Origin of the sequence: Rhizobium sp. PEPV16, from assembly GCF_008919455.1 — a bacterium.
GTDB classification, from domain to species: Bacteria; Pseudomonadota; Alphaproteobacteria; order Rhizobiales; family Rhizobiaceae; genus Rhizobium; species Rhizobium leguminosarum_Q.
The window spans coordinates 1-21,506 of the sequence record NZ_VSZV01000295.1; the positions used below are offsets into that span (position 1 = coordinate 1).

12 protein-coding genes and 2 pseudogenes are annotated in these 21,506 nt (G+C 62.8%); 5 read left to right on the plus strand and 9 right to left on the minus strand.

Features of this window, described 5'->3' with window-relative positions:
- Together FY112_RS14595 and FY112_RS14600 are read left to right on the plus strand one after the other, a co-directional pair.
- The coding region (locus tag FY112_RS14595; RefSeq protein ID WP_151518659.1) for a hypothetical protein at positions 1-7,011 on the plus strand (7,011 nt) is incomplete at its 5' end.
- Between the two features lie 112 nt (positions 7,012-7,123).
- A pseudogene (locus tag FY112_RS14600) lies at positions 7,124-7,673 on the plus strand (cysteine hydrolase family protein).
- A 54-nt stretch (positions 7,674-7,727) separates the two neighbouring features.
- Here FY112_RS14600 and FY112_RS14605 read toward each other — a convergent pair.
- Positions 7,728-8,477, minus strand: coding sequence for an aminoacyl--tRNA ligase-related protein (locus FY112_RS14605; protein ID WP_151518660.1), 750 nt, complete (start codon positions 8,475-8,477; stop codon positions 7,728-7,730).
- Between the two features lie 371 nt (positions 8,478-8,848).
- Between FY112_RS14605 and FY112_RS14610 the strand changes: the two genes are divergently transcribed.
- The gene (locus tag FY112_RS14610) at positions 8,849-9,724 is read left to right on the plus strand and encodes a D-alanyl-D-alanine carboxypeptidase family protein (protein WP_151518661.1); all 876 of its coding nucleotides are present in this window, start codon (positions 8,849-8,851) and stop codon (positions 9,722-9,724) included.
- Positions 9,725-9,750: 26 nt separating this feature from the next.
- On the opposite strand, the pseudogene FY112_RS14615 reads toward FY112_RS14610, so the two are convergent.
- The 5 genes and pseudogenes from FY112_RS14615 to FY112_RS14635 all read right to left on the minus strand — a co-directional run.
- Positions 9,751-9,924: pseudogene (locus tag FY112_RS14615) on the minus strand (sensor domain-containing diguanylate cyclase); the annotation flags it as partial.
- Positions 9,925-9,963: 39 nt separating this feature from the next.
- Complete coding sequence (locus tag FY112_RS14620) at positions 9,964-10,575, minus strand: ABC-type transport auxiliary lipoprotein family protein (protein WP_027667687.1); 612 nt, start codon at positions 10,573-10,575, stop codon at positions 9,964-9,966.
- A 26-nt stretch (positions 10,576-10,601) separates the two neighbouring features.
- Complete coding sequence (locus FY112_RS14625) at positions 10,602-11,972, minus strand: MlaD family protein (RefSeq protein WP_017960682.1); 1,371 nt, start codon at positions 11,970-11,972, stop codon at positions 10,602-10,604.
- A gap of 9 nt (positions 11,973-11,981) precedes the next feature.
- Positions 11,982-12,824: an ABC transporter ATP-binding protein gene (locus FY112_RS14630; RefSeq protein ID WP_020050174.1), complete on the minus strand. Its 843-nt coding sequence runs from the start codon at positions 12,822-12,824 to the stop codon at positions 11,982-11,984.
- Between the two features lies 1 nt (position 12,825).
- On the minus strand, positions 12,826-13,995 hold the full coding sequence (locus FY112_RS14635; RefSeq protein WP_017960684.1) for an MlaE family lipid ABC transporter permease subunit: 1,170 nt from the start codon (positions 13,993-13,995) through the stop codon (positions 12,826-12,828).
- A 99-nt stretch (positions 13,996-14,094) separates the two neighbouring features.
- Here FY112_RS14635 and dgcA point away from each other — a divergent pair, with 99 nt between their 5' ends.
- On the plus strand, positions 14,095-15,078 hold the full coding sequence (gene dgcA, locus FY112_RS14640) for an N-acetyl-D-Glu racemase DgcA (protein WP_151518662.1): 984 nt from the start codon (positions 14,095-14,097) through the stop codon (positions 15,076-15,078).
- Here the strand turns inward: dgcA and FY112_RS14645 are convergent.
- Positions 15,030-16,250 (minus strand): MFS transporter, encoded by a 1,221-nt coding sequence (locus FY112_RS14645; RefSeq protein WP_151518663.1) that lies wholly within the window; start codon positions 16,248-16,250, stop codon positions 15,030-15,032. The two genes, dgcA and FY112_RS14645, sit on opposite strands and share 49 nt — an antisense overlap.
- A gap of 210 nt (positions 16,251-16,460) precedes the next feature.
- The gene (locus FY112_RS14650; RefSeq protein WP_065280145.1) at positions 16,461-17,303 is read right to left on the minus strand and encodes a UDP-2,3-diacylglucosamine diphosphatase; all 843 of its coding nucleotides are present in this window, start codon (positions 17,301-17,303) and stop codon (positions 16,461-16,463) included.
- A 234-nt stretch (positions 17,304-17,537) separates the two neighbouring features.
- Between FY112_RS14650 and FY112_RS14660 the strand changes: the two genes are divergently transcribed.
- Positions 17,538-18,287 carry a phosphoglycerate mutase family protein gene (locus tag FY112_RS14660; RefSeq protein ID WP_151518665.1) on the plus strand — a complete coding sequence of 250 codons (750 nt, stop codon included), beginning with the start codon at positions 17,538-17,540 and terminating at the stop codon, positions 18,285-18,287.
- A gap of 65 nt (positions 18,288-18,352) precedes the next feature.
- On the opposite strand, the gene FY112_RS14665 is transcribed toward FY112_RS14660, so the two are convergent.
- A complete protein-coding gene (locus tag FY112_RS14665; protein ID WP_151518666.1) occupies positions 18,353-21,505 on the minus strand; it encodes an efflux RND transporter permease subunit in 3,153 nt (1,050 codons plus the stop codon).
- Between the last annotated feature and the right edge of the window lies 1 nt (position 21,506).

A 21,506-nucleotide genomic window follows, 5' to 3' on the forward strand; every position in this document is an offset into this window, starting at 1 on the left:
CAGGCCCCGGAGGCTAATGTGTCTGACCCAGTAAATGCGCGTAACCAGCAGGCCCAGGAAGAAGCGCAGCGCCGCAGCCGCCGCGGTGCCGCCGGCGAGCAGGCTTCCAGGGGTCCGGCTTTCGCGCCCGCCAACGATGCCAGCCGCAATACGCCCGCCTCGATCCTGAAATCCTTTGACGGCGCCTCCAGCCGCTCGGCGGTGCGCACCGCCACCCTGTTTTCCGTGCTTTGGGTCATGGCCGGCCTCGGCCTGATGTCGCTGCTTTATGCTCCGCAGATCTGGCAGATCCGTTCGCTCGCCGATCTCGTCGCCCTGCCCGGCGTCATCGCCGGCCTCGTCGGCATCATCATTCCCGTGATGATGTTCTATGCCTTCGCGATCATGATCTCCCGTGCCCAGGACATGCGCAACGCCGCCCGCTCAATGGCAGAGGTGGCGTTGCGTCTGGCAGAGCCGGAAACCATCGCCTCCGAGCGCATCATGACCGTCGGCCAGGCCGTGCGCCGTGAGGTCTCGGCCATGAATGAAGGCATTGAGCGCACTATCGCGCGTGCCTCCGAGCTGGAAACGCTCGTCCATTCCGAAGTCAATGCGCTTGAACGCTCTTATGCCGACAACGAGTTGCGCGTTCGCGGCCTCGTCCACGAACTCGGCTCCGAGCGCGAGGCGATCGTCAACCATGCCGACCGTATCCGCACCTCGATCGGCAGCGTCCACGACCAGTTGAAGGAAGAACTGTCGCTTGCGACCGAAGAGATCGCGGTGCGGCTTGCCACATCGGGCGAAGCCTTCGCCTCGTTGATCGATACGCGCGCAGCGACGATCCTGGAAAAATCGGACAGCGCCCTGCAGTCGATGGGCAGCCTGCTCGCAGCCAAGACCGATACCCTGCTGCAGACCCTGAACGCTTCGGGTTTCGCGCTGGCCACCGAATTCGACAACCGCCTCGAAGCCCTCTCCGTCAATCTCAACGATCATGGCGAAAGGCTGCTCAGCCAGTTCGAGACGCGCGCCTCGACCATGGACAGCAGCACCGAAAAGCTGAATGCGGCGCTGAATGAGCGCACGCACCAGCTCAACGAGATCCTGATAGCCCGCACCCGTGAGATCAATGAGAGCCTGACGTCAGGCGAACGCACCATCGGCGGCACGCTCGACGACGTGCTGTCGAAGCTGAACAGCGCGCTCGACGAAAAGGGCGCAAGCTTCCGCCAGAGCCTGCAGACCACCGCCGACGACGCCGTTATGGATCTCGACGTGCGCTCCGGTTTCTTTGAGGAGCGGCTGCAGACGACCGTCGCCCAGCTGTCGACCACCTTCGACGAACGCGTCTCCGAATTCACCAGCGCCTTCGACAAACGCACCGGCTCGCTCGACACCAAGCTGATGGAGAGCCTCGCCCGTATCAACGAGACGCTGACCGGCGGCTCGGATTCGATCGACGGCATTTTGAGCTCCGGCATCGACCGGCTCGGTTCGTCGATATCAGACCAGTCGCTGGCGCTCGCCACTGCGCTCGCCACCGGCCACGAAGTACTGGAAAGCACGCTCGGCAGCCGGGCGGACGAAATCACCACCGCGCTCACCAGCCGCACCGGCGAGCTGACCTCGGCGCTGCAAAGCGCCACCTCGGAAATCGCGCTGGCGCTTGCGACCGGCACCTCCGAGCTGCAGAACAACCTTCAGACACGCTCGGCCGAATTCCGCGATACGCTACGCACCACCACCACCGATCTGACGACTGCCGTTGCCGCTGGCACCGAGCAGGTGACCACTGCCTTCGGCGGTCGCGCCGAGGAGTTGAGCGGCCTGCTTACCGCCCGTGCGGCCGAAATCAGCGAGGCGCTCGGCACGGCCCACGGTCGCATCGACAACGTCATGGCAGAGCGCGGCGGCGCGCTTGTGGAGGCATTGACCACCCATCACGGCCGCTTCGAAGAAGCACTGACGAGCCGCTCCGACGCTATCATCAATGCCGTCTCCGGCACCCATGACCGTCTTGCCGAGACGCTTGACGAAAAGGCGATGGCGCTTGCCATTTCCCTGAATGAAAGCCAGGCCCGCATCGAGGACACGCTCGAAACTCGGTCCGCTGCCCTGATGAACGCCGTCTCTGGCACCCATGACCGCCTCTCCGAGACGCTCGACGAGAAGGCGATGGCGCTCGCCATTTCGCTCAGCGAAAACCAGGCCCGCATCGAGGATACGCTCGAGACCCGCTCCGAGGCCTTCCTTAACGCCGTGTCCGGCACGCATGATCGCCTGTCGCAAACGCTGGACAGCAAGGCGGCGGCCCTTACGACCTCGCTCGACGAGCGCCATGCCCGCATCGAGGATGCGCTCGGAACGCGCGCCGAGGCACTGCTGAACACCGTAGCCGGCACGCGCGACCGTCTTGCCGAGACACTCGACGAAAAGGCGATGGCGCTCGCCATGTCCTTGAACGAGAGCCAGGCCCGTATCGAGGAGACGCTGGAAACCCGTTCCGCAGCCCTGCTGAACGCCGTCTCCGGCACCCATGATCGCCTCTCCGAGACGCTGGACGGCAAGGCGGCAGCATTTGCCACCTCGCTGAGCGAAGGCCATGCCCGTATCGAGAATACGCTCGAAACCCGCTCCGCAGCCCTGCTGAACGCCGTCTCCGGCACCCATGATCGCCTCTCCGACACGCTGGACGAAAAGGCGATGGCACTCGCCATCTCGCTCAACGAAACCCAGACGCGTATCGAAGACACGCTGGAAACCCGCTCGGCGGCCCTGCTGAATGCGGTCTCCGGCACGCATGACCGTCTGTCCGAGACGCTGGACGAGAAGGCGATGACGCTCGCCATCTCGCTCAATGAGAGCCAGTCGCGGATCGAAGACACGCTGGAAGCACGCTCCGAAGCCTTCCTCAAGGCAGTGTCCGGTACGCACGACCGTCTCTCGGAAACGCTCGACGAAAAGGCGACGGCGATCGCCGCCTCCCTGAACGAGGGCCAGAGCCGCCTGCAGGATACGCTGGAGAGCCGCTCGGAATCCTTCCTGAATGCGGTCTCTGCCACCCACGACCGCCTGTCCGAGACGCTCGACGATCGGGCGATGGCGCTTGCCATCTCGCTGAATGAGAGCCAGAGCCGTCTCGAGGAGACGCTGACAACAGGCGCCGATGCGATCACCAATGCGGTTTCCGGCACGCATGTTGGCCTGAACGGTGTACTCGACCAGAAGGCCGCCGACCTCGCCACCTCGCTGAGCGAAGGCCAGGCCCGCCTCGAGGAAGCCTTGGGCCACCGTACCGCCGCGATCATCGGCGCCGTGACGGCAACCCATGATCGGCTCATCGATACGCTCGACGAAAAGACCATGGCGCTCGCCATTTCGCTCGATGATAACCAGAGCCGCTTCGACAGCGTGCTCGAAGCCCGCAGCAACGCCATCATGGAGGCCGTCTCCGGTGCCGAGGCACGAGTCGCCGGTGCCTTCTCCGACAAGACCGATGCGATCCGCACCGCCTATACCGACAATCAGCAGCGGCTCGAAAATGCGCTTTCCGAGCATAGCGCCGCCCTCTCGGGCGTTCTCGATGCCGGCGGCGCCCGCTTCGAGGATCTCGTCGGCGGCTTGACCGGCCGCATCGAAGGCCGCCTGACCGATGCACATACGCGGCTCGGAGGCCTCGCCGACGAGGCCGCGGCGCGCATCGAGGGCGGGCTTGCCTCTGCCCATGAGCGCATCCGCACGACGCTCGAAGACCGCGCCAACGCCATAGACCTATCGCTGAACCAGGCCCATGCGCTGATCAGCGATACGCTGGCCGAACAGGCGACCAGCATCGGCACTTCGGTGGCGACGAGTGTCGGCATGCTCGAATTGTCGCTGGAGCACCGTGAGGCCGCGATCCGCCAGGCGATCGATGCCGGCGCCCAGACATTGGAAGATCGCATGCATGCCGGCGCCGGCCAGATCGCCGGCCGCTTCCAGGAGGCGGCAAGTGCGATTTCGAGCTCCACCCAGGATTTGGCTACCCATCTCGACCGGTCGGTCGAAAGCCTGACGGGCCGTTTTGAAGAAACCGGATCGCGTGTGGAAGCCGGTCTTGCCGCGATCGAGACTCGCATCCGCGACGGCGTCGGCGGCGTTGCCGAAAAGGTCGAAGCGGCCAGCGGCCAGCTGTCCGGCGTGCTTGCCGACGGCGTCTCCCGTCTCGGCGCGCTCAGCAACGACGCCACACAGCGCATCTCGGCGACGCTCGAAGGCAGTGCCGCAAACCTCACTCAGGCGATCGACAGCCGCACCGCCAATCTGGCCGAGACGCTGGACAGCCGCACCACCAGCCTGACCGGCGCCATCGATGGCCGCACCGCGAGCCTGGCCGAAACTCTCGACCGCGGCAATGAACGCATCGAGGAACGCCTCTCTACGATGGACCGTGCGTTGACCGTCGGCCTCGAGGCAGTCAACCGCACCATCGAAGGCAAGGCCGCTGGTCTCGCGTCGACGCTGCGCAACGCAGTTGCCGACGCGGCCCAGGGAATGGAAGGCGAAGCGACGAGAACCACCGAACTGCTTGGCAAGACCGGCCAGCAATTCGCCGAGGATCTCAATGTGAAAAGCGACGAATTCACCCGCACCATGGATGAGCGCTCGTCGCAGATCGTCACTCGCGTCGCCGAAGCTCAGAACCGGCTGGCAAGCCAGGCCGCTGCCGTCGCCCAGACTTTCTCGGAAGCCGGCAACGCCATCGTCAACAAGGTCGCCGAGGCCGAGACCATCGTCGGCACGCAAGTCAATGCCATCTCCAAGGTGCTGTCGGATGCCGGCCAGTCTCTGGAGACACGCGGCAATGCCATCCGCTCGACGCTGTCGGGCGCCGGCAGCGAGATTTCCGCCACCATGGCGGATGTCGACCGGGCGCTCGAAGCGCGCAGCAGCGCCATTCGCACCAACCTCGAAGAGCGTGCCCGCGAGATCGATACGACGTTCTCCGACATCGACCGGGCGCTCGAAGCACGCGGCAACTCGATCCGCTCGACGCTTGAAGAGCGTACTCGCGACCTCAACTCGATGCTATCAGGCCGTTCGGTCGAATTGACGCGCATCCTCGACGAAACGGCCCGTCCGATCATCGACCGGTACACCGATGCCGGCGAGCAGGCCGCCGCCCGCATCACCGCCGCGGCCAACCTCAGCGCCGACCGTCTGCGCGCCGAAAACGAAGCGCTCGCCAGCGCCGTTGCAGCCCGCACCGAGAATGTCGCCAATGCCGTCAGCGCCATCGAGAACAGCCTGGTTGGCAACGTCAACGGCCTCGTCGAGCGCATGTCGGAAAGCAGTGCGGCAATGGCGATGATGATGAACCGCGCCGCCGAGCAGCTGGCCAGCGTCGACGGCCGTCTCGGCGATACCACCACGCGCTTTGCCGACTCCGCCACCAAGGCCGCTGAGATGGTCTCCGCCTCGACTAGGCTTCTCGAAGGCAAGGTCGACCGCCTCTCCGACATTTCGGGCCAGACGCTGGCGCAGGTCGGCGGCATCATCGGTCGCTTCGACGAACACTCCAAGGTTCTGACCCAGGCCTCGCAGCTTCTCGGCGCCGCCCAGTCCAACCTCGCCTCGACGCTCGAAGAGCGCGAGAGCGCTCTGCAGACGCTCTCGGTCGGCCTCGTCTCGCGCTCCGCGGAGATCGAAAAGACCATGCAAGGCCTCGGGAGCATGATCGAGACCGTGTTCGAACGGGCAGAGCAACGCTCCAGCCAGGTTACCGGCAATTTGCGCCAGGGCGTGCAATCCTCCTTCGCCGATATCGGCCGCATTCTTACCGAAACCGAGAAGCGCGCCCAGGAAGCGGCAGAAACGATGCGCGAGGCAATCACCCGCGCCGGCGACGAGGCCAATACGACGATCGACGGCACCTTTGCCAATGTCGAGCGTCGTTCCGGCGATCTCTCCAATCGCATTCGCGGCGGTCTCACGGCCTCGCTGTCGGAAGTCGAGCGCATGCTTGGCGAAGCCGGCCGCGCCTCCGACGGCGCCGCCCAGCACATGCGCGAAGCGCTACGCGAAGCGATCGATGATGCCGTCGGCCGCTTCTCCGGCGCCACAGAGGATATCCGCCGCTCCGCCGCCGACATCCGCAGCGAACTCGACGCCACCCGCGCCGAACTGAAGCGCGGCGCCTTCGATCTCCCCGAGGAAGCCAAGGAAAGCGCCTCGGCCATGCGCCGGGCCGTCGCCGAGCAGATCAAGGCGCTGCAGGATATCTCCCAGCTCGTCGGCCGCTCCAGCCAGCAGCTCGAGATCTCCGAGCCGGTCGCCCGTACACTCGCTCAGGTGCAGCCGGCCCCGCGTCCTGCCCCGCCGATCGCAGCCCAGCCGCCGCAGCCGGCAGCGCCGGCGCCGATCGAAGCGACAGGTCTGCGCGGAACGATCGCACCGTCTGCGTCTGCTGCCGCCCCCCAGCGCGCCGCGCCGCAGCCTGCCCCCGCTCGCCAGGAAACAGGACGCCCGGAAACAGGCCGCCAAGAGCCGGCTCGACCGGAAAGCGGCGGCTGGATCAGCGATCTCCTGCGTGGCGCATCGCGTGAGGACGCCGCCGACGAGGCCGCGGCCGCCCGTGTTCCTGCCCGCCCGGCGGAAACTGCCGCGCCGGCCGCGCGCAGCAATGACAGCCGCAATCCGCGCCACGTCGTCGAATCGCTGAACTCGCTCTCGGTCGATATCGCCCGCGCCATCGATCACGACGCCTCGGTCGATCTCTGGCGCCGTTATCAGCGCGGCGAGCGCGACGTCTTCACCCGCCGCCTCTACACGCTGAAGGGCCAGCAGACCTTCGACGAGATCAAGCGCAAATATGACCGCGAACCGGAATTCCGCACCGCCGTCGACCGCTATATTGGCGATTTCGAAAAGCTGCTCGCCGACGTCGCCCGCACCGACCCGAACCGCACGGTGACGCAGTCCTACCTCACCTCGGATACGGGCAAGGTCTACACCATGCTCGCCCACGCCGCAGGCAGGCTCGGCTGAGCCTGGCTTGGCACCCACGATTGGAAAGCCGCTTGAACACGTGTCAGGCGGCTTTCGCTCTGTAAGGCGAGCGTTATCCCTTTACCGTCCAGCCACGGAAGCCTCTCCCAAAATGACGAAGGCCCTTCTGATCATCGACGTGCAGAATGCGATCCTCAGCGGCAAAGCCTCGCCGGAGCGACAACCTCATATTGATGCTGCACTCGATGAGACCATCGCGCGGCTGGCAGCACTACAGGAAAAAGCTCGGCAGACGGGCGCGCCGATCGTACTCGTTCAGCATGACGGCGACAGCGGCCATCGATTGGCTCTCGGCACGCCGGGTTGGGCGCTGCGCGACGAGGCAGGCCGAGGTCGTTGTGCGCAAGAAGAGCGCCGACTCCTTCTTCGAGACCGACCTTGCCGAACGCCTGGACGAACGATCGGTCACCCACCTCGTCATCGGTGGATGCATGTCGCAATTCTGCGTCGACACGACAGTCAGGCGTGCCGTGTCGCTGGGATATGACGTGACGTTGATTGCCGATGGTCACACGACCGGCGACACGGCGACCTTGACCTTTTCCGAGATCATTGCCCATCACAACGAAACACTCGATGGTTTCGATGCGGGCAAGGCGACGGTAGAAATCCGTCCCGCCGCCGAGATAGCCTTTTCATAAATTTTCGGGCTGCAGGAGAACCGGGACTGCTTGGCAGCCCCGGCTTCCGATATCTCATCGATCGGCCGCTATGTTCCAGTTGTAGAGGCACCGATCGAGACCGATGGCGATCTCAAGCACCAGCACGTCATGGTCGACCGACGCTCCCTTTTTGGGCTGCGACTGGAAGCGCTGCGGAAAGTCCGTGCGTCGGGAGATCGAGCAGACCTCCATCCACTTGTCGCCATTGTCGACCTCGACATCGACAGTCACCTCAGAATAGGCCGGCAACCGGTCGGAGGGTACGATCCGCGTCGGAAGATGGATCAGCGATGCGATCATCCGGCGGACCGGCTCGAGGCAGGCGGCGTGATAGTCGTTGCCGCTGTCGGCCGTGAAGGCGCATTGGAATTCGAGCTGCCAGAATTCCTTCAGCCGCATGTGTTTGGCCGGCTGTTCCTGCTCGCGGCGATAGGATCTGCCGGCCTGCCAGACGCAGAGCGGCAGCCGTGTCTTCGAGTGATTCTTGAGAATATGCTGCATATAGATGTAGGTCGACGGCGTGGTCTCCGGTCTCAGCACCAGCGCGGTATCGCTGGTGGAGAGCTGTTCCTGGATCCAGATATCGGCGCTCGAATAGGCGCTTGAAACCAGCGACCGCGGCATCAGCGCCGGGGCCTCGACCCTCCTGACATCCCAGGCGGGATTGACGGATCCGAGAAAATTGCGGACCTCTTGCGAGAAGAAGCCGATCATATGATCGCGCAAATGGATCTCGCGCTCCTCCCAATGGACGAGCGAATTGACATGATAAATATTGAGCACGGTGCCTGTCTCCCTGGCAACCTTGATTGACGTGGTGAGGGGCTTTACGTCCAGCAGCGCGCCGGACGCCTAGCGCCCCGACGTCACAGCAGGACGCGAAGACCTCGTCCGCCAAAAGCGCGCACGATCGCAACCCGCGGGCAGGTGCTGATATGACGGGAGAAGGGCGCGCGCTTCATGCTCATGGTGCATTTTCTACGTGCCGTACGCATCATTGTCAAAACCGAAGAGGGTGAGACAAAAGGAATCAGCTGTGGAAGATCCTTTTTTATTGCCCGCTGTCCTTCATTCCGTCACAAACTTTTCTGATCCGCTCATATTCAAACAGGACGGCTCACTCCGCCATCCAAACGACAGAGACAGCAACATTGATGACCAAGACGACAGCCAGACTCCTTGCCACCGCGCTCTCTTCCTTTTTCCTGATGGGCGCTTTCACTCTGGTTCAGGCAGGCCAGGCAAGTTTCGTCGTGGATGTGCAGTCCGGCCAGGTCCTCGAAGGTTCCAACCAGGACGATCTGAACTATCCGGCGTCGCTGACCAAAATGATGACGCTCTATCTCGCCTTCGAGGCCCTGCATGACGGACGCCTCAACTGGGACCAGAAGCTCACCATGTCGGAAAATGCCGAGAGCAAGGAGCCCTTCAAGCTCGCCGTCGGCGTTGGCCGCAAGGTGACGTTGCGCGAAGCCGTCGAAGGAATCGTCGTGCTCTCCGCCAATGACGCGGCTGTGGCGATTGCCGAACAGCTTGGCGGCACCGAACAGGCCTTCGCCAAGGCGATGACCGACAAGGCGCGCCAGCTCGGCATGAAGGATACGGTCTTCAAGAACCCGTCGGGCCTTCCCGATCCGGAGCAGGTCACCACGGCGCGGGACATGGCGACGCTCGGCGTTTCGCTGATGCGGGACTTCCCCGAGGAGTTCAAGCTCTTCTCCATGCGCGGCTTCCAATTCCGCGGCATGAAGCTGCGCGGCCACAACAACCTCATGTATCGCTATGATGGTGTCGACGGCATCAAGACAGGCTACACCGATGCATCGGGCTACAACGTCGTGACCTCGGCCCTGAAGGATGGCCGCCGCGTGGTCGGCGTCGTCATGGGCGAAAAAACCGCGAGCATACGCGACGACAAGATGGCAAGTCTGCTGGACAGCACCCTGTCGCCATCATCAAGCGCCACTGCCTCCACCACACCGGGCAGCCAGCCGGGAGCGACGATGACGGATTCGCAGCCGACGAAGTAGTCGATGAGCGGAGACCCGTCGACAGGTTACCTGAAAGCCACTTCCAGATGCTGCCGGTCTTGCGCGATCACCCTGCAATTCGTTTCGAATCCTTCGCCTCTGATAGCCAGGATGAATTCCGAAGGAATGCCTGATGTATTCGAGACTGAAATGCCGGCGCTCTCCGAGCCGAGGGCTTTGACGGTGCAGTCGATCGTCGAAGCAAGGCGCGGATCGAGGCGCCGTCGTGCAAACGCCGGTCAGATCAAGGGTAGCGTCCACGAGACGATCTCGGAGGCAACCGTGGAGAAGGCGCGGTCGAGGCCCTTGACGAAGCCTTCATTGTCACCGCCGGCCGGCGCCATGGCGCGGAACACCTTCTGGGCGCGCACCGAGCCGTTGCGGTCGTTGAGGATCTTGGCGGAAATTTCGACCACCGCCTGATTGCCGTTCGAAGCATCGATTTCGAAGGAGCGGATATCGGTGACGACCTGGTAGTCGATCGCCAGCCCCTGCCCCGGCATGCCGACGCCGCCGAGCTTGCCGGAGTTCTCAAAGGCTTCCACCAGCTTCGACTGCACTATGCGCGGCAGCTTGTCGCCCCACTGCGCCTTTGAGAGATACTGGATTTCCGACGGCGAAACACGGATGACGATCTGCTCGCTGTCGAGCGACCTTAGCGCCGTCGGGCTGGCGATCAGGATCTGGCGGGATTTGGCCGCGGGTCCGCTGCCGTCGACGGCGGCGGAAAGATCATAAGTATCGTTCTTGGCCGCGGTGCCGCACCCGGAAAGGATCAGCGCCGTCAGCGGCAGCGCGATCACCGTTCCCCTGATCCAAGAACGGCGCGACAACAGATGCGATGCGACCATATTAGGCTACCCCTGACTTCCCAAGTTTAACGCCGCGTCCGGCCGTCATATTGCTTGACCGTGTCCCCGCCGAAGATCAGGCGTTGCGGATTGCGGTCGAAGTTGCTGATCGTATCGTTCAGATTGCTCACGGTTCCGCGCATGTCATTGATGAGAGTCTGCACGTCGCGCAAGCCACCGCTCGAGAATTTCTGCAGATTGTCGGCGATCGGCCCGATCCGCGAATTCAGGTTGTCGGCCACCTTCTTGAAGGATTCCAGCGTATTGCGCGCCTCGGCAAACAGTGATTGTGTATTGTCGGTTCCGAGCAGCGCATCGACCTTGATGAGAATGCCGTCGATTCGGGTCGACGCCGAATTCAGCTTGTTGGCAAGCTGAGAGACGTCCTGGATCGTCTGGTCGATGTCCTTCTGGCGCAGCGAAACGGTGTTGGCGACATCACGGATCGAGGCGACGGCGGTACGCGCATCCTTGGTTGCCTGCGCGATGTCGTCGACAGAGCCCTTCACCTTCGCCGGATCGATCTGGGCAACGAGCGTATCGACGCGATCGAGCGTCGCCTGCGCCTGCTTGCCGAAATCGTTGAAGGTGGTGGCCGTCTGGTCGAACTTCTGGATCGCCCCTTTGAGGTCGCCTGAGGCATCGGCGACATTGGCGGTGATCTTCTCGGCATTGGAGACGATGTTGTCGATCTTCTGCGCATCGACCGCCTTGACCAGCGATTCGACGGCCTGAAGCGTCGAATCGACGCGGCCGGACACGGCCTTCACCGTATTGGAGAGCTCACCCACACTCTGCAGGAAGGCGTCGATATTGCCGGAATTCTTGGCAAGCGCATCCGAGAACGTCTCGGCATTCTTGAAAGTCTCGGTCAGCGGCCCGCGCGAATCTTCGATGAAACCCTGAAGTTCGCCGACGGCGTCGTTGGCCCGATCGAGGATCTTGTCGGCCGTCGCCAGAAGATTGGTGACGCTCGACTGGTCGGCGACGATGACGGCGCGTTTGTTATTGTCGATCGCATGCTGGAGTATGCTTTCCTCGCCCTTGCGGCCGCCCGAGAGTTCGATATAGGCAGCCCCGGTCAAACCCTGGATTTCAAGGGCCGCCTTGGTGGAGGGGTAAATCGGCGCATCGGTACGGACCTGGGTGAAGGCCAGCGAATATTGCGGATCGTCGGCATCGATCGACAGCGTCTGCACCGAGCCGATCTGGATGCCGTTGAAGCGCACGGGCGAGCCGACGCTGAGGCCGTTGGCCGAGCCCGGAATACGAACGATCAACTCCGTCATCGGGCCGCCGCGGCCATATTCAGCCATCCAGTAGACGAAGCCGAAGGCAGCCGCGATCACCAGCACCGTGAAAAAACCGACAATCGTGTAATTGGCTTTGGTTTCCATCTTATCCGGTCACTTCCCGCTGCTGCCGTGCCGCGCGCCATCGTCCTGCGGCACGATCGACCGCGCCCGCTTACCCTTGAAATAGGCCTGCACCCACGGATCGTCATAGGCCAGCATATCGTCGATCGTGCCTTCCACCATTACCCGCTTCTTTCCGAGCACGGCAATACGGTCGCAGACCGAAAACAGGCTGTCGAGGTCGTGCGTGACCATATACACGGTCAGTCCCAGACTATCGCGCAGGTTGGCGATCAGTTCGTCGAATTCGGCCGCGCCGATCGGGTCGAGACCCGAAGTCGGTTCGTCCAGGAAGACGAGTTCCGGATCGAGCGCCAGCGCGCGGGCAAGGGCGGCACGCTTGATCATGCCGCCTGACAGTTCGGACGGGTATTTGTCGGCGGCATCAGCCGCAAGCCCGACCATGCGGATCTTCAGATGCGCCAGTTCGTCCATCAGCGAGCGCGGCAGGTCGAGATATTCGCGCATCGGCACCTGGATGTTCTCCTTGACCGTCAGCGACGAGAACAGTGCTCCCTGCTGGAACAGCACGCCGAGCCGCATGTCGAGCGCGTTGCGCTGCGGCTCGTCGAGCTCGTCGAAATCCTGGCCGAGGATCTTGATCGTGCCGGAGCGGCGCGGCAGCAGCCTGAGCACCGTGCGCATCAACACCGATTTGCCGGTGCCAGACGCGCCGACGAAACCGAGGATCTCGCCGCGGTAGATATTGAGGTTGAGATTGTCGAGCACGACCTTGGAGCCGAAGCCGACGGTGACGTCGCGCGCCGACAGCACGATGTCCCTTTCGTCCTTGTCTTCCGTATCGATCGGTTTCTCGTCCACGCGGTCCGCCATGCTAAAAGTCGATCGCTGCATAGAACATCGCAAAAAGTCCGTCCATCAGGATGACGACGAAAATCGCCTTGACCACCGCGGCCGTCACATGCTGGCCGAGCGATTCCGCGCTGCCGCCAACCTTCAGCCCCTCGACGGCGGCGACGATGCCGATAACGAGTGCCATGAACGGCGCCTTGATCATGCCTGAGAGCACAGTCGAGAGTGTCACCGCCTCGTGCAGGCGCGACAGGAAGTTGGCGAAGGTGATGCCGGAATAACCCCAGGCGACAGCGGCAGCCCCGCCCAGCGAAGCGAAATTCGCCAGCACCGTCAAAAGCGGCAGCGCAATCGTCAACGCCACCAGCCGCGGGAAGATCAGCACGCCGATCGGGTTCAGCCCCATCACCTTCAGCGCGTCGATCTCCTCGCGCATCTTCATCGAACCGATTTCGGCGGTGATGGCGCTGCCCGAACGGCCGGCGATCATGATCGACGTCAGAAGCACGCCGATTTCGCGCAATTGCAGGATGCCGACGAGATCGACGACGAAAACCTCCGCGCCGAAGTAACGCAGCTGGAAGGCGCCCTGCTGGGCGATAATCGCCCCGATCAGAAACGACATCAACAGAATGATCGGAACGGCGCGAACCCCCATATGGTCGATCTGGTTGACGATGGAGGCCGGCGAAACGCCGCTGCCGCGGCCGAACTTCATCTGCGCGCCGCGCACCGCCGAGCCGAGGATATACATGGCAGCGGCGAAATTGTCCCAGACCTCATAGGTCATTTTGCCGATCGGCGCGAAGATGCGCGTGGCAAGCGAGACTTTCTCCACCTGCTCCGGCTCGACCTTAGCCGGCTCCTCGGAAAACATCTCCAGCATTTCGTCGATATGCGAGTTGGTGCCTTCGAAGCGAACCGCCCTCCCGCCCGCCTCTTCTTGTTTCTTTAGCCGGCACAGCAGCCAGATGCCGGCGGTGTCAATCTCCGAAATCTCCGAGAGGTCTACCGTCAGGTCGCCAGTCTTCTTCTGCAGGAGCTTTTCGAAATCGCGTAGCACCAGATGAATGTAGGCGCTGCGCCAATTGCCCTGAAGACGCACACGCTGTCCCGAGCCATCAGCCTGGTCGTCCACATCAAGGGAGGCGGCGTTGCGATTCTCGGCGTTCAAGATACTTGTGTCTTTCAAGGCTTACAGCGACATTGCCGAATCGCGAAGCAGATCCTCCGTCCGGCGCGTCAATATACAGAAGCACCGTGCAATTTCCATGCTTGCAGGAGAGCAATAATGCCGCGCACCCTCGATATCCAGATGAATTCCTTTCCGATTGCCGGGACCTTCACCATCTCGCGCGGGGCAAAGACCGAAGCCGAGGTCATCACCTGCACGCTTGTCGAAGAGGGTGCCCGGGGGCTTGGCGAATGCGTGCCCTATCGCCGTTATGGCGAGACCATGGAGAGCGTTTTCGCCCAGATCGAGGCCGCGCGACCGCTGATCGAGGCCGGCATTTCGCGCCGCGACCTGCTGTCGGCCATGCCGCCGGGCGCGGCCCGCAACGCCGTCGATTGCGCCCTCTGGGATCTCGAGGCGAAGCGGACGGGAGACAGCGTCGCCGACCGCCTCGGCCTTTCCGCTCCTCAGCCGCTCACCACCGCCTACACCATCTCGCTCGGTGAGCCGGAGGTGATGGCAGCCCAGGCGCGCGAGCATGCCGGCCGCGCCCTGCTCAAGGTCAAGGTCGGCACCGGCGACGATGAAAGCCGCATCCGCGCCGTCCGCGCTGCCGCACCCAATGCCGCTATCATTCTGGACGCCAATGAAGGCTGGCCGGAAGCGGTGCTGGAACATCATCTCCACATCGCCGCCGAGGCGGGTGTGGCCCTCGTCGAGCAACCGCTGCCGGCCGGCCGCGACGCGCTGCTCGCCGAAATCCGCCGCCCGCTCCTCGTCTGCGCCGACGAGAGCGTCCACCACACCGGCGATCTCGCAAGCCTTGCCGACCGCTACGACGCGATCAACATCAAGCTCGACAAGACGGGCGGCCTGACGGAGGCGCTGTCGATGAAGGCCGAGGCCGAACGGCTTGGATTCAGCATCATGATCGGCTGCATGGTTGGCACCTCGCTTGCCATGGCGCCCGCCATTCTGCTCGCCCAGAATGCCGATTTCGTCGATCTCGATGGTCCGCTATTACTTGCCCGCGACCGCGAACCCGGCCTGCGTTACGCCGCTTCCCTGGTCTTTCCGCCCGAAACTACCCTCTGGGGCTGAAGGTAATAGGCTGAGATGACAAGGCCGAGGCCGGCGAACGCCACTACGGCCATGACGTAATAGCTGACGACGCCGAGCCAGGCATAGAGATAACCCGACGCCAGGGTCATCAGCGCCATCGCCATGCCGACATAGAAGAAATAGGCGCCCTGCGCCGAGGATTCCTGCGTCTCCTGCACCGTCGCCACGATCCGCCGCTGCACGCCCGTATGCACGAAGGCGTAGGTGAAGCCGTGGAAACATGGCAGCAGGAAGAAACCGGCAAATCCCGTATTCATCGGAAACAGGATCCAGCGGCAGACGCTGATGGCGCAGCCGAAGCGGATCAGCGTCCAGGCATTGAAGCGCCGGCTGAGGCGCTTCGACAGAAAGAACACCGTCACTTCCGAAGCGACGCCGGCGCTCCAGAGCAGGCCGACCTCGGTACCGGAAAAACCGAGGTGATGCCAGTAGATCGAGGAGAAGGCGTTGAGCACCGCATGGCTCGATTGCTGGATGGCGACGCCGATCAAGAGCAGCAGCAGATGCGGCTCCCGCAGGCCGCTGCCGGTGGCGGCCGGAAGATCGATCGGCTGGCCTCGCCGCCGCGTCGGCCCGATGCGCGGGCAGAAGATCGCCATGACCACGGTCATGATAAAGCCGAACATCATAATCGGCAGCACCATCCCCCCACCCCACTGGTTGATGAGTTCGCCGCCAACCAGCGTCGAAACGATGAAAGCAATCGAGCCCCAGACCCGCATCGATCCGTAATCGAGCCCCCAGCGGCGCACGCCCGATATGACGATCGATTCGACGACCGGCACATAGGGCGCGAAGGTGGCGCCTTGCAGCGTAAAGACGATGAAGACAGGCCAGAAAGTCGTCGTCCAGTAGAGTGCTACCGCCGTCAGCAGCGACAGGCCGCCTGACCAGAGCAGCACGTCGGCTCGCTCCTTCATCCGGTCGGCGATCATGGCGACAACAGGCGCCACCAGCACGCGCACCACCATCGGAACGGCCAGGATGACACCGATTTCGTGGTCGCTGAAGCTGTGGCCCGCAAGCCAGACGGGGAAGAATGGCAGGACGATGCCGTTGACGAGCAGCGGCGCGCAATAGGAAAGCGCGCTGAGCAGCCGGAAGCGCGGCGGCGCTCCCTCACCCGTCGGGGAATTTTGAGCGGGAATCATGGTGGACCTGAAGGAAACTCGTCGTTGTCCTAACACACCACCCTGGAAGCGACTATCGCGAGAAATAGCCGTTCTGAAACGTTTTAGAAAATAAATAGGGCCTGTCGCCTTGCGGTAACGGCTAAATTCCTACTGCAAAATTTCAAAATGCTACAGCGTCGTTTGCGCGTCCGAAAAGACACGCGGCGCTGTAAAGCCCGGGCGGAAAAATCAGGCGGCCTGCGGGGCCAATTCACCCTCGTCATGCATTTCGATGGCTACAAGCGCCGGCACGCTGCTGGCGAGAGACCGCCAGGTAATCAGTTCGAACGTGCCGTCCTCGTGTTCGGCGACTGCCGTGCAGCTTTCCACCCAATCGCCGGTGTTGATGTAGCGGATGCCGTCCATGTCCTGGATCACGGCATGATGGATATGTCCGCAGATCACGCCGTCGGCGCCATGTTTGCGGGCTTCCTCGGCCACGACGCGCTCGAATTCGCCGATGAAGTTGACGGCATGCTTGACCTGCAGCTTCGCCCAGGCCGAGAACGACCAGTAGGGCATGCCGAGCCGGCGGCGCACTGCCGCCAGGATGATGTTGATGCGGATCGCCGTGTCATAGGCCCAGTCGCCGAGATAGGCGAGCAGCCGGGCGTTGCGGACCACGACGTCGAACTCGTCGCCGTGCAGGATCAGGTATTTCTTGCCGTCGGCGCCGTCATGCATCATGCGCTCGACGACCTCGATGCCACCGAAATGCATGCCCGGGAAGGCGCGCAGGAATTCATCGTGATTGCCGGGAATATAGACGACGCGCGTGCCCTTGCGCGCCTTGCGCAACAGCTTCTGGACGACGTCGTTGCAAACCTGCGGCCAGTACCAGCTGCGCTTCAGGCGCCAGCCGTCGACGATGTCGCCGACGAGGACGATCGTATCGGCCTCGTGGTGACGCAAGAAATCCAAGAGGAAGTCGGCCTTCGCGGCCTTCGAGCCGAGATGGACATCGGAAATGAAGAGCGTGCGGAAATGTCTGGGTTCCATCATGTCTTTCACGAGCTGCCGCTCATGTCCCATCTTTCATCTAGCCTTCCAAAATCAGACTCGTGTTTCAGGAAGATGACAAGGTGTGGAAAAGCGCTGCAAACCCGATCATCCCGCGCTGGCAGAATGCCTGTCGCCGCGCTGGCAGAATGCCTGTCGCCGCGCTGGCAGAACGCCCGTCGCCGCCAGGCCTGCCGGCCATGTTGCCCTGCGCATTCAGGGCGTTCATGATGACGGCGATTCATATCCGACAATGCGGGACGGCTGATGCGTCTTTTTCTCGTTCGCCATGGCGAATCCCTCGGCAACATCAACGAACAGGCTTACCGCCAATTCGGCGATCACAACGTGCCGCTGACGCGATGGGGCCATCGGCAGGCTCTCGAGGCAGGCGGCGTGATCGCGTCCTATCTCAAGGCATTACCGAACGCGGGTTTCGGCAAGCTGCATATCTGGTACTCGCCTTTTCTCAGGACGCGGCAGAGCAAGGATGCGCTGCTCGAAGCCCTGCCGGAAAGCTTCGTCTGCGATATCAGGGAGGATTATCTGTTGCGCGAGCAGGATTTCGGTCTCTTCACCGAAATCTACGACCACGCCGAACAGAAGCAGAAGTTTCCCGAGGAGTTCGAAAAATGGGCGAGGCTGCGCAGTAACAGCGGCAAGTTCTACGCACGGCCGCCAGATGGCGAAAGCCGCGCGGATGTGGCCCAGCGGGTGCGTCTGTTCCTGCAGACAGTCATGCACGACGCCGAAAATAGCGACCACAACGTCGTGATCGTCGGCCATGGCGTCACCAACCGGGCGGTCGAGATGAATTTCCTGCACCGCCCTGTCGAGTGGTTCGAGCGCTCCGACAATCCCGGAAACGCCGATATCACCCTGATCGAGGGGACGCGCTCGCAAGGATACGAGTCGATCCTGCTGCATCAGGCCGCCGACCGGCAGCCGGGACAGGAAGGCGAACTGCGCGATGCCTATGGCGCCGACGTGACGATCACGCCGAAGCCGACTGCATAATTCCTGAAATCGGACCGGCGCAAAGGTGCGGCGGGTTGCGCAAGGCAACCCGCCAACTCTTCACCTCAGATCGGCGACGTGACGGTTGCCGGCTCCTGCCCGGCCGAGGCCGCCTCATTCACAGTCTCCGGCCGCTTCGTCCTCAAGAGACGCAGCACGAAGACGAAGAAGACGGGAACGAAGAAGATCGCCAGCACCGTCGCCGAGATCATGCCGCCGAGCACGCCCGTGCCGATGGCATTCTGGCTCGCCGCACTTGGGCCGGTGGCGATCGCCAGAGGCACCACGCCCAAAGTGAAGGCGAGCGAGGTCATGATGATCGGCCGGAAGCGCAGACGGGCGCCTTCGATCGCGGCATCCATAAGCGATTTGCCCTCGGCAAAGCCGTCCTTGGCGAATTCGACGATCAGGATGGCGTTCTTTGCCGACAGTCCGATGATCGCGATCAGGCCGACCTTGAAGTAGATGTCGTTGGACATGTCGCGGCTCATCACCGCGAGCACGCAGCCGATGACGCCGAGCGGCACGACCAGCATGACCGACAACGGGATGGACCAACTCTCGTAAAGCCCCGACAGCAGCAGGAAGACGAAAAGGATGCTGAGGCCGAACAGGAACGGCGCCTGCGATCCCGATCTCAGCTCCTCCAGCGACTGGCCGGTCCATTCGAAGCCGAAACCGTCGGGAAGTTCCGAGGCCAGCCGCTCCATTTCGACAATTGCCGCGCCCGACGAATATCCAGGCGCCGGAGCGCCAGAGATACGCACGGAAGGGTAGCCGTTATAACCGACGATCTGCGCCGGTCCCTTCTGCCATTCGGCGACGGCGAAGGACGATAGCGGCACCATGCCGCCGCTCGCATTGCGGACATTGAGCTTCATCAGGTCTTCCGCCTGAAGCCTGCTCTTGTCCTGCGCCTGCACGATGACGCGCTGCATGCGGCCCGAATTCGGGAAGTCGTTGACATAGCTCGAACCGAGATTGGCGGTGATCGTGCTGTTGATGTCGGCGAAGGCGACGCCGAAGGTATTTGCCTTTTCGCGGTCGATGACGAGCACGAGTTGGGCCGAGTCCGGCATGCCTTCCGGTCGGATGCCTGATATGATGGGGTTCTGCGATGCCTTGCCGATCAGCATTCCCGCCGCCTCGGTCAGTGCCGCCTGGCCTTTCGCCCCGCGATCCTGAAGGCGGAAGGTGAAGCCGTTGGTCGTGCCGAACCCTTCGATCGGCGGCGGTGACAAAGCGAAGGATGTGGCGTCCTTCAGTCCAAATAGCTGCATGTTGGTGCGGTTGGAGATCTCCTGTACCGAATTGCCGGCGCCGCGTTCGGCCCAGTCCTTGAGCGTGACGAACACCAGGGCGGCGTTCGGTCCCTGCCCCGAGAAGCTGAAGCCCTGGATCGCAACGACGTTGGCAACGGCCGGTTCCTTCTTGAAGATCGCTTCGATGCTTTCAAGCGAGGCCACCGTGCGGTTGCGGCTCGCCTCCGGCGGTCCCTGCACGTCGACGATCAGGAAGCCCTGATCCTCATCCGGCACGAAGCTGCTCGGCAGGTTGACGAAAAGATAGCCAAGGCCGATGAGCAGCGCGACATAGACGGCCATGACCCGCCAGGAGCGCTTGGCCAGTCCCTCGACGGTGCGGGCATAACGGCCGGTCAGTCGGTCGAAGTTGCGGTTGAACCAGCCGGCGATGCCCTTCTTTTCGTGATGACCCTTGATCGGCTTCAGGAAAGTGGCGCAAAGCGCCGGGGGCAGCGACAGCGCCAGGAAGGCCGAAAACAGGATGGATACGACCTTGGTCAGACTGAACTGACGGTAGATGATGCCTGTGGAGCCTGGGAAGAACGCCATTGGCACGAAGACGCAGGAGAGAACCAACGGAATCCCGAGGATCGCGCCGGTGATCTGCCGCATCGCCTTCTTGGTCGCTTCCTTCGGTGACAGCCCTTCCACCGCCATCAGCCGCTCGACGTTTTCCACCACCACGATGGCGTCGTCGACGAGAATGCCGATGGCAAGCACCATCGCGAACATCGTCAGCACGTTGATCGAGAAGCCTGCGGCAAACATGACAGCAAGCGTCCCGAGCAGCGCGACGGGCACGACGAGCGTTGGAATGATGGTGTAGCGGAAGCTCTGCAGGAAGATGAGCATGACGACGAAGACGAGCGCGACGGCTTCTGCGAGTGTATGCGCCACCTTCTCGATCGATGCCGAGACGAACGGGCTGGTATCATAGGGAACGGAATATTCGACGCCGTCAGGGAAGAAGCGCGACAGCTCCTCCATCTTCGCCTTGACCAGGTTGGAGGTGTTGACGGCATTGCCCGTCGACGACAGCTGGATGGCAATGGCGGCGCTCGGCTGCCCGTTCAAGCGGGTGGAGAAGCTGTAGCTCTCGCTGCCCTCTTCGATGCGCGCGACGTCGCGAAGCCTGACGTTCGATCCGTCGGCATTGGCGCGCAGCACGATGTCTCCGAACTCCTTGATGTCGGTCAGTTGCCCCTTCACCAGCACCGTCGCCGTCAGGTCCTGCGAGATCGGATTGGGCGCTGCGCCGATCTGGCCAGCTGCGACCTGGGCGTTCTGCGCCGAGATTGCCGCGCTGATGTCGGATGCTGTCAGGTTCAGGCCGACCATCTTGTCGGGATCGATCCAGATGCGCATCGCCCGCTGCGACGCAAACAGCTGGGCACGGCCGACGCCCTCGAGACGGCGCAGCTCGCCGATGACGTTTCGGTTGAGATAGTCGCCGAGTGCCACCTCGTCGGTCTTCCCATCCGTCGAGGTCAGCGAGATGAACATCAAGAAGCCTGACGATGCCTCCTCGACCGTGATGCCCTGATCCTTGACGGATTGCGGCAGTCGCGGTTCGACGCGGCGGATGGCGTTCTGAACGTCGACCGAGGCCTGGTCGATATCGGTTCCGGCCGCAAAGGTCGCGGTGATGGTCATCGCACCCGATGTATCGGAGGTCGACTCGAAATAGGAAAGGTGCTCGACCCCATTCAGCTCTTCTTCGATCTGGCGAGTGACGCCCTGATAAATGTCCTGCGGCGATGCGCCGGGATAGCTGGTAGTGATGCTGAGCTGCGGCGGCGCGACCTTCGGATATTGCGCAACCGGCAGGAATGGCAGCGCGATCAGACCGGCGAGGGAGATGAAGATCGCAAAGACCCAGGCTAGGATCGGGCGATCGATAAAGAAGCGTGCCATC